This window comes from Empedobacter sp. UBA5036, assembly GCF_002415215.1.
GTDB lineage: Bacteria > Bacteroidota > Bacteroidia > Flavobacteriales > Weeksellaceae > Empedobacter > Empedobacter falsenii_B.
On record NZ_DICC01000005.1, the window covers coordinates 1 to 12,625 of the forward strand.

14 protein-coding genes are annotated in these 12,625 nt (G+C 31.0%); 9 read left to right on the forward strand and 5 right to left on the reverse strand.

Annotation, left to right across the window (positions count from 1 at the left end; genetic code table 11):
* A partial coding sequence (locus tag B4J88_RS00175) for an IS982 family transposase (RefSeq protein ID WP_291065804.1) occupies positions 1-602 on the forward strand: 602 nt, incomplete at its 5' end.
* Here the strand turns inward: B4J88_RS00175 and B4J88_RS00180 are convergent.
* Entirely contained in the window at positions 582-749 is a 168-nt protein-coding gene (locus B4J88_RS00180; RefSeq protein ID WP_291065806.1) for a hypothetical protein, read from the reverse strand. The genes B4J88_RS00175 and B4J88_RS00180 overlap by 21 nt on opposite strands.
* 192 nt (positions 750-941) lie before the next feature.
* On the opposite strand from B4J88_RS00180, the gene B4J88_RS00185 reads away from it, so the two are divergent.
* The 3 genes from B4J88_RS00185 (at position 942) to B4J88_RS00195 (ending at position 3,190) form a co-directional block, all read left to right on the forward strand.
* Positions 942-1,691, forward strand: a complete 750-nt coding sequence (locus B4J88_RS00185; RefSeq protein ID WP_115000264.1) for a GLPGLI family protein — start codon at positions 942-944, stop codon at positions 1,689-1,691.
* A 128-nt stretch (positions 1,692-1,819) separates the two neighbouring features.
* Complete coding sequence (locus tag B4J88_RS00190; protein ID WP_115000261.1) at positions 1,820-2,119, forward strand: DUF3861 domain-containing protein; 300 nt, start codon at positions 1,820-1,822, stop codon at positions 2,117-2,119.
* Between the two features lie 6 nt (positions 2,120-2,125).
* Entirely contained in the window at positions 2,126-3,190 is a 1,065-nt protein-coding gene (locus B4J88_RS00195; RefSeq protein WP_286473611.1) for an NAD(P)H-dependent flavin oxidoreductase, read from the forward strand.
* On the opposite strand, the gene B4J88_RS00200 is transcribed toward B4J88_RS00195, so the two are convergent.
* Positions 3,191-3,763 (reverse strand): TMEM175 family protein, encoded by a 573-nt coding sequence (locus B4J88_RS00200; RefSeq protein WP_291065809.1) that lies wholly within the window; start codon positions 3,761-3,763, stop codon positions 3,191-3,193. It abuts the gene before it with no gap.
* Between the two features lie 139 nt (positions 3,764-3,902).
* On the opposite strand from B4J88_RS00200, the gene B4J88_RS00205 reads away from it, so the two are divergent.
* Positions 3,903-4,454 carry a DUF1697 domain-containing protein gene (locus tag B4J88_RS00205; protein ID WP_180906760.1) on the forward strand — a complete coding sequence of 184 codons (552 nt, stop codon included), beginning with the start codon at positions 3,903-3,905 and terminating at the stop codon, positions 4,452-4,454.
* A 78-nt stretch (positions 4,455-4,532) separates the two neighbouring features.
* Here the strand turns inward: B4J88_RS00205 and B4J88_RS00210 are convergent, their stop codons facing one another.
* Together B4J88_RS00210 and B4J88_RS00215 are read right to left on the reverse strand one after the other, a co-directional pair.
* Complete coding sequence (locus B4J88_RS00210) at positions 4,533-5,093, reverse strand: TlpA family protein disulfide reductase (RefSeq protein ID WP_180906761.1); 561 nt, start codon at positions 5,091-5,093, stop codon at positions 4,533-4,535.
* Positions 5,094-5,163: 70 nt separating this feature from the next.
* Entirely contained in the window at positions 5,164-5,757 is a 594-nt protein-coding gene (locus B4J88_RS00215; protein ID WP_180906762.1) for a thioredoxin family protein, read from the reverse strand.
* A gap of 111 nt (positions 5,758-5,868) precedes the next feature.
* Between B4J88_RS00215 and recG the strand changes: the two genes are divergently transcribed.
* From recG to B4J88_RS00235, 4 genes are all read left to right on the forward strand, one after another.
* Complete coding sequence (gene recG, locus B4J88_RS00220) at positions 5,869-7,974, forward strand: ATP-dependent DNA helicase RecG (RefSeq protein ID WP_180906763.1); 2,106 nt, start codon at positions 5,869-5,871, stop codon at positions 7,972-7,974.
* A 178-nt stretch (positions 7,975-8,152) separates the two neighbouring features.
* Complete coding sequence (locus B4J88_RS00225) at positions 8,153-8,317, forward strand: hypothetical protein (protein WP_180906764.1); 165 nt, start codon at positions 8,153-8,155, stop codon at positions 8,315-8,317.
* Positions 8,318-8,557: 240 nt separating this feature from the next.
* Complete coding sequence (locus tag B4J88_RS00230; protein ID WP_180906765.1) at positions 8,558-10,081, forward strand: catalase; 1,524 nt, start codon at positions 8,558-8,560, stop codon at positions 10,079-10,081.
* Between the two features lie 61 nt (positions 10,082-10,142).
* On the forward strand, positions 10,143-10,661 hold the full coding sequence (locus tag B4J88_RS00235) for an ankyrin repeat domain-containing protein (RefSeq protein ID WP_115000247.1): 519 nt from the start codon (positions 10,143-10,145) through the stop codon (positions 10,659-10,661).
* Positions 10,662-10,718: 57 nt separating this feature from the next.
* Here the strand turns inward: B4J88_RS00235 and B4J88_RS00240 are convergent, their stop codons facing one another.
* Positions 10,719-12,590, reverse strand: a complete 1,872-nt coding sequence (locus tag B4J88_RS00240) for an Nramp family divalent metal transporter (RefSeq protein WP_291065813.1) — start codon at positions 12,588-12,590, stop codon at positions 10,719-10,721.
* Positions 12,591-12,625: the final 35 nt, after the last annotated feature.

A 12,625-nucleotide genomic window follows, 5' to 3' on the forward strand; every position in this document is an offset into this window, starting at 1 on the left:
AAGAATTTAATGAATTTGAAACTTGTTTCATAGTTGATAGTATGCCGTTGGAAGTGTGTAAAATAGCAAGAATTAATCGCTCGAAAATTTGCAAAGAACATCAGTATAGTGCACCAAACAGAGGTTTTTGTGCTTCTCAGCAAATGTCTTTTTATGGCTATAAACTTCATGCTATTTGTTCTTTAAATGGTGTTTTCCAGAGTATTGATATTAGTCCCGCATCTGTTCATGATATTCATTTTTTGAAAGATGTTAAAACTCAAATGTATGATTGTTTGCTACTTGGAGACAAAGGATATTTGTCACAAACAATTCAAATTGACTTATTTAATAAAGTTAATATACAATTAGAAACACCGAAAAGATCCAATCAAAAAGAGTATAAACCTCAGTTTTATCCATTCAAAAAGTATCGAAAAAGAATTGAAACGTTATTTTCTCAACTATGTGATCAGTTTATGATTAGACGAAATTATGCAAAGACTTTCGAAGGGTTTAAAACCAGAATTTTAGCTAAAACTACTGCACTTACTTTGGTTCAGTACATTAATAAAACATACTTTAATCGAAATATTAATAATCTAAAAACTCAAATTATTTAATATGCACAACGGGTAAGAATCATTCGCTTTCAGAACAATTTCTGTCTTGATAAATGGATAATTAATTCCTTTCAGAATTTTCTCTAAATCTTCTATTGTATAATTAGGAGTGGCGTCAAAACCTGTAATTCCTTTTTGTAATTTCATAAATTTTGGTTGTCAATATATTTTAAAAGTAATATTTATTCGTTCAATTTGTATGATTCTCAACTTTAGGAAATTGTTAAGTTTTTAAATCATATTTTATGAATCTGATATGATTTATTGTGTCATATTTAACAAATTCATTTCATTTGATTCTTTACTTTTGAAACTAACAAAACCATAAATTATTATAACATGAAAAAACTTATACTTTCGGTATGTTTTACGACTATTTCTTGTATTGCTTCGTTTGCACAAGCTAAAAAGGAGAACATAAAAGTAATCTATAACACAGATTTTATTTTAGATTTCGATAAAATCAAAAGTAGTATTCCTGCTGCGTATCAAGCGAGTTTCAAAAGTGAAATAGATCGCGGAATTTCGGTGAAATTTGTATTGGAGAGTAATGGAAAAATGTCTTCTTTCAAACCTGAAATTAAAATTGATAATAATCAATCTAATGACAATTCTATTGCGCAGATGATTATTGCTGCAGAAGCAAATCCACAATATAAAGATTATGAAAAAAATGAATTTTATAATGTGAAAGATTTTGGTGTGAAAACCTTTTTGATTAAAGATAAAATTTTTGATTATCAATGGAAAATCACCAAAGAAAAAACAGAAATAGCAGGTTATAACGCGACAAAAGCAGTTGGAATAGACGAGGATGGAAAAGAGGTGATTGCGTGGTATACAACGAGTTTACCTTATAGAGATGGTCCTTATCGTTATGCTAATTTATCAGGCTTGATTGTGAAAGCAGAAATGTCAACAGATGAATTCAAGGCTGTTTTTACGATGAAAGAAATCGAAATTTTAGATAAAGATGTTGTGATTACTTTGCCAACAAAGGGAAAAGTTGTGACAGACAAAGAATTTATGGCGGAAATGAAAGCAATGAATGAACGTCATAATCAAGTAAATCAGGGAGTTGATAAATAACGAAAGAAGAGTTGCAAAAATGTGACTCTTTTTTTGAATAAATATTATTGATTTATTCAATCAATTAAACGAATAATCATTTTGATTTTTGATAATTCTAATCTGTTACTTTTGGAAAAATTAGATTTATGACAAAAAAAGGAAATCACTACAAATTAACATTAGAACAGACCGAATTATTAGACAAAGATGCGCCATTACAAGCTCCAATTGTTTTAGATTTTATGAATCATGATGAGATTTTTAAGATTATTGAAATGATAAAATCTAAAAACCCGTTCGAAAATGAAAATCAATCAGTGGAATTTGCAATAGGTTTGAAGTTATTTTTGGAAGTGGTAATGAAGAATAAAAATAATCCAATTTTTGAGGATTTACTTCCTGCAATTAAAGCTTTTATGCCTAAATTGAAAGAAAATTTAAAATAAAAAAAGATGATTTGGCAAAATGAACTAACAGCATTATTTGGTGTAAAATATCCGATTATTCAAGCACCAATGTTTGGAGTAACGACACCAGAAATGGTTGCTGCAGCGAGTAATTGTAACTGTTTAGGTTCTTTGCCAATTGCCGATTTGGATTCAGAAAATTCGTTGAAACGAATCTATCAAACCAAAAAAATAACGAATAAACCTTTTGCTGTCAATATTTTTGCAAACGATATTCCTGAAATTACACCAGAATTAAAACAAAGGTATAATGCAACAAAAGATAAGTTAATTGAGCTTTCGCATCAACAAAACTTTGCAGTTGTTTTTCCTGAGATTGAAGCTGTAAAACCAAATGGTTATAAGGAGCAAATAGATGTAATTTTACAAGAAAAATGTAAAATTTTGAGCTTTACTTTTGGTAATTTAGATGATAATTCAATTAATCGTCTTAAAGAACATGATGTGACATTAATAGGGACTTGTACGACGCTGGAAGAAGCGATACAATTGGAAAAGTCGAATATTGATGTGATTTGTGTGCAAGGAATTGAAGCAGGTGGACATCGTGGAACATTTAATCCAGATATTTTGCCTCAAATTGGTGGTTTTTCTTTGGTTTCGCAAGTAAAAGATGTTGTGAAAAAGCCGTTGATTTTTGCTGGTGGAATTTATGATGCGAAAACACTTTTGGCAGCTAAACAGTTGGGTGCAGACGCTTTTCAGATTGGTAGTTTGTTTTTGTGTTCCAATGAAAGTGCTTTAAAATCGTTCGAAAAAGAGCAATTAAAAAATGTAAAGGAAAATGAAATTATCTTGACAAAAAGTTTTTCCGGAAGATATGCACGAGGAATTGAGAATGAATTTATTCGTTTGTTTGAAAATTCCGAGTTTGTTTTACCTTATCCTTATCAAAATAAATTGACTAATCCATTGAGAAACGCTTCGAAATTAAATGAAAATACAGCGTTCACGAATTTATGGTTAGGACAATCTTTTAAAAATTTTGAAGAAGATTCTATATCAAATCTTCTTCAAAAATTAATCGATTCAGTGGAAAATTATCAATAATTATCGCATCGATTTTTCAATTCTTCTATCTGGAATCAACCACAATAAAGCGATTAAAGCATAAATGACAATACCAATTTCTGGTTTTACAAATGAAATTCCAATTCCGACTAAATAACCAATACTAGAGGTTTTTTCTTTTAAACTTCTACTCACAGATTTTCCAATAACAGATTCCTTTCCTTCTTGTTTTATAGCAATTTTTTCAATAATCATAAATGCTAAACTGCTCATAAATAGGACAAATCCATAAAAAGCAACAGGAAAAGTTGAGTCGTAATTTTCGCCCATCCAACCAGTCGAAACAGGTAGCAAAGACAACCAAAAAAGTAGATGTAAATTACTCCATAAAATTCCGCCGTTTACTTTTTCAATTGCCTGAAAAAGATGATGATGATTGTTCCAATAAATTCCAACATAAATAAAACTGAACAAATAATTCAGAAATTTTGGGATATAAGGTTTCAAACTCATGATATCATCTCCAAGAGGAACTTTCAAATCCAAAACCATAATGGTAATAATAATAGCAAGAACGCCGTCGCTAAAAGCTTCTAATCTATTTGTAGTCATAGGTTTTATTAGTTTTTTATTATTCAGAATGATGCTAATTTATCAAAATTATTGTAACAATTAGGGATTTGTTTTAAAATTTCTATTATATTTATTTTCATAATTTTAAACAAAGTTTCTCGTAAATAGAGATAGTTTTATGAATACTTTTATTGCAATCCTGAGAGGTATAAATGTAAGTGGTAAAAAAATCATCAAAATGGATGTTTTGACCAAACTTTTGGAGGAACTTAGACTGGAAAATGTGACGACTTATGTGCAAAGTGGTAATGCGGTTTTTTCGACAAATTTGACTGATATCAAAGAAATTGGAGATTTAATTCACGATAAAATTGTTGAAAGTCTATCTTTTGAAGTTCCAGTTTTGATTCTTACCATCGAAAAATTAAAAAACATTATTGAAAATAATCCATTCTTAAAGGATTTGAGCATTGATAAAGAGTTTTTGCATTATACGTTTTTGGCAAATAAACCTGAGGAAATAAATACTGAAAAAGTTGAAAGTTCAAAAACTGAAGATGAACAATATTTTGTTGCTGATGATGTTGTTTATTTATATTGTCCTTCTGGTTATGGAAAAACAAAATTGACCAATAATTTTTTCGAAAAATTACTAAATGTAAGTGCTACAACCCGTAATCAAAATACAACAACTGCTTTATTGCAATTAGCGTTGATGAGAGAAAATTAAAAAGAGAGTTAACTTACAGATATAAAAAAAACCGTTATTAATCAATTAATAACGGCTTTTTTATGTTTTTGAATAAAATTATTCAGCGATTAATTTATCTAATAAATCATTAATTTCTTTATCATTCCAATCTCTTGTTTTTGTTTCTTTCAACACAACTTCACCTTTCTTATTTAAAATATATGTTGTTGGAAAAACCTTTGGTAACATATTATTTGAAATTGGACTATTTGGCTCGTAAACTGGCATTGTATAATTATTTTTTTGCAAAAACGGATTAAAAACCGTTGGTTTATCCTGAATTGCAATCAATACAAATTTTACTTTTTGTCCTTTTGCTTCATACAATTTCTGAATTGTTGGCATTTCTGCAACACAAGGAGGACACCAGCTTCCCCAAAAATTTAGGAAAACAACTTCACCACTTTTCTTGAAATCAATCAAGTTTGTATTCGCAGCGCCGTTATGACCAATTAAATCAATATCATAATCACTTTCTGTTAATTCTATATCAGAGCCTGCAACGTGGCTATTGTCTTCCATTTTACCTTTAAAAAATGTCCCAATTGGCGTAAACATAATAGCGACTAAAGCGACAACTACAACGATGGCAAAAATAATTTGCTTATTTCCTTTCATTTTTCTTTTTCAATAAAATCTTACACAAAGATGCGAACAAATAACAAGTTGAACAAATTGAAAAAAATGATTAATTACCGATGTTTTCGTCAATCAAATCTAAAATTTCATTTACAATGTCTTCACCTTTATTGTTGTTGTAATATTTTTGTAAATCTTCGTGAAAATCATCTGCCGAATACGTATCAGGATTACTTTTGAAACGCGCCAACATTTCCATTCCAGCTTGTGGACGAGGACCAAAACGGAAAGCTTCTTCATTTTCTTCATTCACTCCAATAATAATTGGAATAGAAGCCGCTCCATTTGTTTTGTATTTTTCCATCAACTCCAAGTTCTCATCACGTAAAACATAATGCGTCGAAACTTGAAGCGCATTTGCCAATTTCTCTACAACAGGTAAAATTTGAGATGCATCTCCACACCAACCTTCTGTAATGACTAATAATTTTAAATTATTTGAAGTTGATTTAACGCGTGTTTCTTGCGCAGGATTTAATTTGAATGTTTTAAAAATTCTGTTCATGCGTTGCAATCCCAAAGCATAATATTGTACATATTCTTTCGGATCATCGTTTTCGATTTCGTTTTCCAAATCATCTTCAACGCGTGTGATATAATCTTCGTATGATAAACCTTTGTTGATGTATTCTGTTAAATTCATTTGATTCTAATTTGTTACAAATATAATGCAATTCTACGAGCTTATTTTGTAACAATGATGACATTGTTTGTCGTTAAAAATTGGTAAATTGCGACTTTCGAAAGTAGAAAAATGTATCAAAATCCATTAAAAAAAACAATAGAATATTTAAAAGGTGCTGGACCTGAGCGTGCTAAAACATTGCAAAGTGAATTCAGAATTTTTAGATACGAAGATTTGATACAACATTTTCCTTTTCGTTATGTTGATAAATCAAAATTCTATAAAATTTCTGAAATTTCTTCAACAGCTGCCGAAATTCAATTGAAAGGTAAAATTGTTAGTTTAGAAGAAATTAATCAAGGAAAAGTAAAACGTTTGGTTGGGAAATTTCAAGATGGGACAGGAACTTTAGAATTGGTTTGGTTCAAAGTTTCTTCTTGGCAAAAGGAGAAATTGAGAAATGATCTTTTCAAAGAAGTTGTCATTTACGGAAAACCAAATGTATTCAATAATAATTTCAGTATCACACATCCTGAAATTGAATTAGTTGAAGATGCTAAAAATATTCCGCTTGGATTATTTCCAGTTTATCCGAGTACCGAAAAGTTGACAAAAAAAGGAATAACGAATCGTGTTCTTCAGAAAATGATGATGAATCTTTTTGCTGAAAATAATGATATTCCTGAGAATTTACCATTAAATGTTCTCGATCATTATAAATTAGTTGGAAGAAATGAAGCCTTAAAAGCAATTCATTTTCCAAAAGATGTAACAGAATTAAATGCGGCAATTCGACGTCTAAAATTTGAAGAATTTTTCTTTCTAAATCTTGCTAATCTCTCTCAAAAAGCAGTCAATAAACAAAAGAATAGAAGTAATCCTTTTCCAGAAATTGGTCATTATTTCAATACATTTTACAATGAATATTTACCTTTTGAATTGACAAATGCACAAAAAAGAGTGATAAAAGAAATTCGTTTTGATCTTCGTCAACCTGCGCAAATGAATCGTTTGTTGCAAGGTGATGTTGGTTCTGGAAAAACGATGGTTGCGTTGTTAACGATGTTGATTGCAGTTGACAATGGTTTTCAGGCGGCTTTAATTGCGCCAACCGAAATTCTTGCACAACAACATTACGAAAGCATTACAGAATTGCTGAATGGTTTGGATGTTTCAGTTGAATTATTGACTGGTTCGGTGACAAAGAAAAAACGTCAACCAATTTTAGAAAACCTTGAAAATGGAAACCTTAAAATAATTATCGGGACGCATGCTTTGTTAGAAGATAATGTGATTTTTCAGAATTTGGGATTAGCTATTATTGATGAACAGCATCGTTTTGGAGTCGCTCAACGTGCTAAATTTTGGAGAAAAGCTAAACTTCCACCACATATTTTAGTGATGACAGCCACGCCAATTCCACGTACACTTTCGATGACAATGTATGGCGATTTGGATGTTTCGGTGATTGATGAATTGCCAAAAGGACGAAAACCTATCAAAACACTTCATAAAACAGATGCGCATCGTTTAAGCGTTTTCAAATTTATGAAAGATGAGATTGCGAAAGGTCGTCAAATTTATGTGGTTTATCCACTGATTGAAGAATCAGCAAAGTTAGAATTGAAAGATTTGATGGATGGTTACGAGAGTATTTCTCGTGCTTTTCCGTTGTCAGAATATGCGATAAGTATTGTGCATGGTCGTCAAAAACCTGCGGATAAAGAATTTGAAATGAATCGTTTCAAAAATAATGAAACTCAAATTTTGGTGGCGACAACTGTGATAGAAGTAGGTGTTAATGTCCCAAATGCGTCGGTGATGATTATTGAAAATTCTGAACGTTTTGGACTTTCTCAATTGCATCAACTTCGTGGCCGCGTAGGTCGTGGAGCGGAACAATCGTATTGTATTTTGATGACGGGAGGGAAATTGAATGAAGTTTCGAAACGTAGAATTCAGACAATGTGTGAAACTAATGATGGTTTTCAGGTAGCAGAAGTTGACTTGGAATTGCGCGGTCCTGGTGATATGATGGGAACGCAACAAAGTGGAGTTCTCAATCTTAAAATTGCTGATTTAGCGAAAGACAAAGAAGTTTTGTATGCTGCAAGAAAATGTGTAGAAGCTATTCTTTCACAAGATCCGACACTTTCTTCTTCGATTTATGAGCCAACAAAAAAATATTTTATTGAAAATCATAAAGATAAAGTTGGTTGGAGTCAAATTTCTTAAAATTTAACATGAAGGAAACCATTTGTATATTTTTTGGTATAATTTATGTTTATTAAAAAACAAATACAAAATACTGAATTTTATTAGAAACTTTTAATTTTATCAGTTGTGTTAAATGAAATTAACATTAAAAATTATTTTTAACACAATATTAGCGTCAACCAAAAAATTATAGATTATGATGTACATAAATTTAGAACTTATCAGAACTCCACAAGGAGTAGAGGTTGAAGGAAATTCACTATGGATGTTCAATCAGCATTTGAATTTAATGGTATTAATAGCTAATGAATCGATAAAAATTAAACCTTCTATGTCTTTTCAACGATTTAGAAAAAATTAAATAATATCTCTCAAAACCGCTAAATAAGTGGTTTTTTTTTATTTCTAAAATTCTTCATCATTTTTATTTATTCATTTATTGCGAAATAATATATCACCTTTTTCTTCCTTGTAAAGGATTGGGTTATAATTATTATAAAAATTAATTATATCTAATAGATTTTATAGATTTGATTTATAATTATAACAGATTTAGTTTTGCTCTGTCTTAAAATGATAAATAAAGAATAAAACTATAATTATGATCAAAAGAAGTTTAGTATTAAGTTTAGCATTCCTTTCTACGATTGGATTTGCCCAACAATTAACAACAAACACAGGCGCTCCAGTTGGAGATAATCAAAATTCTAAAACAATCGGAAATAACGGACAAGTTTTGTTGGAGGACATTCATTTAATTGAAAAATTAGCAGCATTTGATCGCGAACGTATTCCAGAACGTGTTGTTCATGCGCGTGGAGCTGGAGCTTTCGGAGAATTTGTAGCTGATAAAGATTTTTCTGATGTGACAATGGCTGATTTCTTGTCAACAGCTGGTAAAAAAACACCATTATTTGTACGTTTTTCAACTGTAACGCATCAACAAGGTTCGCCAGAAACTTATCGTGATCCACGTGGATTTGCTGTTAAATTTTACACAGAACTAGGAAATTACGATTTAGTTGGAAACAATTTACCTGTTTTCTTTATTCGAGATGCGATCAAATTCCCAGATATGGTGCATGCTTTCAGGCCATCTCCTGTAACAAATGGCGCATCTGATCCAAATCGTGTATTTGATTTTTTCTCTAATTTACCAGAGTCTACGCATATGTTAACGTGGTTGTTTTCAGATTATGGAATTCCTGCAAATTTTCGTCAAATGGAAGGAAATGGTGTACATGCTTACAAATGGGTAAATGCAAAAGGTGAAGTAACTTATGTGAAATACAAATGGGTTCCTCAACAAGAAACGAAAAATTTAACACAAGAAGAAGCGAATAAAATTCAATCGACTGAAATAGAACATGCAACATTAGATTTACGTAATGAAATCGACAAAGGAAACTTTCCGAAATGGGATTTATATGTTCAATTATTGAAACGAGAAGATTTTGATAAATTAGATTTCAATCCTGTTGATGTAACGAAAATTTGGCCAGAATCTGTTGTAAAGTTAGTTAAAGTTGGAACAATGACATTGAATGAGAATCCAACGAATTATTTTCAACAAGTTGAGCAAGCAGCATTTGCTCCAGCTACGTTGGTTCCAGGAATTGAAGCTTCTGAAGATAAATTGTTACAAGGTCGTTTGTTTTCCTATTCTGATACACAACGTCATCGTTTAACGGGTAATTTCCAACAAATTCCTGTTAATGCACCAAAAAATAGTGTAAAAACATATAATCAAGACGGTTATATGTCGATCCGTGAGCAAAAAGGTGATGTAAATTATCAACCTTCAACTAATCTTCCTGAGGTTGTAGATAATGCAAAATTCAAGTATTCAAAATCTGTTTTTCCTGCAGGAGCTATAACAACTCAGCATGTCATTGATAAAGAAAATAACTTTGTACAAGCTGGAGATTTGTACAAATCATTCTCTAAAAAAGATCAAGATAACTTAATCAAAAATTTATCTGGAGCTTTAAATTCGGTTAAAAATAAAGTAATTGTTCATAAAATGATTGCACATTTTTACCAAGCAAATACAGAATATGGAACACGTTTGATGAAGGCTACAAATACTTCTATGAGCGATGTAAAGCAATATTTACCAAAATAATTTCTATTGGATTGGAGTCGATTGAGTTTGGCTCCATGACTTTCATAAAATCAATATTATCATGAAAAAGTATATATTTTTAGCCTTATTTCTATTCAGTTTTTCTTCAATTTATGCACAAGATTTGTTTAGTGCGGCGAGAGAAAATAATGTGAAGCAAATAGAAGAATTAATTTCGAATGGAAAACATGTAAATGAAGCAAATCAACGTGGATTTACACCTTTAATTTTAGCGATTTATAATAACAGTTCAGACGCTGCGAAAGTATTATTATCAAAAGGAGCAAATCCTAATGCGCAAGATTTATCTGGAAACAATGCGTTGATGGGAGCCGTCTTTAGAGGATTTCCTGAAATGGTAAATTTACTAATTGCGAATAAGGCTGATGTTAATCAAGTGAATTTTAATGGAGCTTCTGCTTTGATTTTTGCTGTAACATTTGGTCAAAATGAAATTGCCAAAAAACTAATCGAAGCTGGTGCAGATTTAAACATTAAAGATAATAATGGTAAAACTGCTTTAGATCATGCTATTTTACAAGAAAATAAAGAAATGATTGAATTATTATCGATCAAATAATTTTTATATTTTAATCTAATCAAAAAGCCATTCAGAAAAATTCTGAATGGCTTTTTATTATTTTGCAATAAAGACCGGAATATTAACGCGATGCCTTAATTTATTAATCGTTTCTCCAAAAATAAAATCCATAAAACCTCGGTGTCCGTGCGAACCAACAATCAACAAATCTGCTTGATTTCGTTTACAAATTTCAGCAATTGAATTGATTCGATTATTGTAACCTAATTCGATTTTAGTTTCATTAAACAAAGGTCGAATGATCTCTGCATATTGTTCTAAACGTTTCAAATCTGACAGAGATTCTTCATCATTCGTACGCTCTCCCGTGTATTTTGCAGAAGCACTTTCGATAATATGAACCAAAATAATGGTAGATTCTGTAGTAGCTAATTGTGTCGCATAATTAATCACTTTTCTATCCGTTTTCGAAAAATCTAACGCAACAACAATCTTTTTGAAATGTTGATTCGAAATTTCTTCTAACGTAAACTTCTCAAATGGTTCATGAATTTCCTTTTGATGTTCTTCATTTTTCTTCAACATAATTGGAATAAAAAATGTCAGCAATAATAAAACTAAAAGTCCTATTTCTAACGCTATAAGAAAAATATTTAAAGTGTAAGATTCACTATTTGCCATCCATTTATTAACTTCTTCATACACCAATTGCGCATTCAGAAATGAAATAATAAAAGCGATTGTCCATGCAAAAAATTTGGTTGTTGTATTGATTGCAAAATTCCCCATTTTCGCTTTATCACTCACAAAATGAATCAACGGAATTACCGCAAAAGCCAATTGCATACTTAGGATAACTTGACTGAAAATTAGTAAAGAACCGACTTCTTTTTCTCCAAAAATAAGAATGACTACAACTGCTGGAACTACGGCTAATAATCGTGTCAAAATTCTTCTCAAAACAGGATTAATACGTAGATGTAAATATCCTTCCATCACAATTTGTCCAGCTAAAGTTCCTGTAACTGTAGAGCTTTGTCCAGCTAAAATTAAAGCAACTGCGAATAATTTTGGAGCCAAATCTGTTCCTAAAGTTGTCCCCAATAATCTATAAGCATCGCTCAGTTCTGCAACATCGTGATAGCCGTTTTTATGGAATACGGATGAAGCTAAAATTAAGATTGCAGCATTGACAAAGAAGGCTAAATTCAGAGCAATTGCGCTATCCCAAAAGTTATATTTGAGGGCTTTTTTGATTGAAAAATCATCGCGTTTTATTTGCCGCGTTTGGACGAGTGCAGAATGTAAATAAAGATTATGCGGCATTACAGTTGCGCCGATAATACCAATGCTGATATACAATGCAGCGCTATTTGGAATAGATGGAATAAATCCTTTTGCAACTTCTCCAAAATCTGGTTTTGCTAAAAACATTTCGGTTAAAAAACATAAACCAATCATCGTGATTAAACCAACAATGAAAAGTTCCATTTTTCGCATGCCTAATTTTTGAAGATAAAGTAGGAGAAAAGTGTCTAAGAAACTGATTAAAACACCATAGATCAAATCTATTCCAAAAAGTAAATTTAGACCAATTGCCATTCCCAAAATTTCTGCTAAATCACAAGCTGCAATAGCTATTTCGGCTAAAATATACAAGATGAGATTCATTCCTTTCGGATAAGTTTCTCGGTTACATTGCGCCAAATCTTTTCGTCGAACAATTCCCAAACGTGTACATAAACTTTGTAATAACAAAGCCATTATGTTACTCATCAATAAAACCCAAATCAAAGTATAACCAAATTGGCTGCCGCCTGCTAAATCGGTTGCCCAGTTTCCCGGATCCATGTAACCAACGCTTATTAAGTAGGCAGGTCCAAAAAAACTTAGGATTTTTCTAAACTTTCCTTTTTTGATTTGAACACTTTCGTGCACATCTTCTAATGATTTGGATTGATTTGGCATTGAATGATATTTCTAATTCAAATTTATGTAAAAAT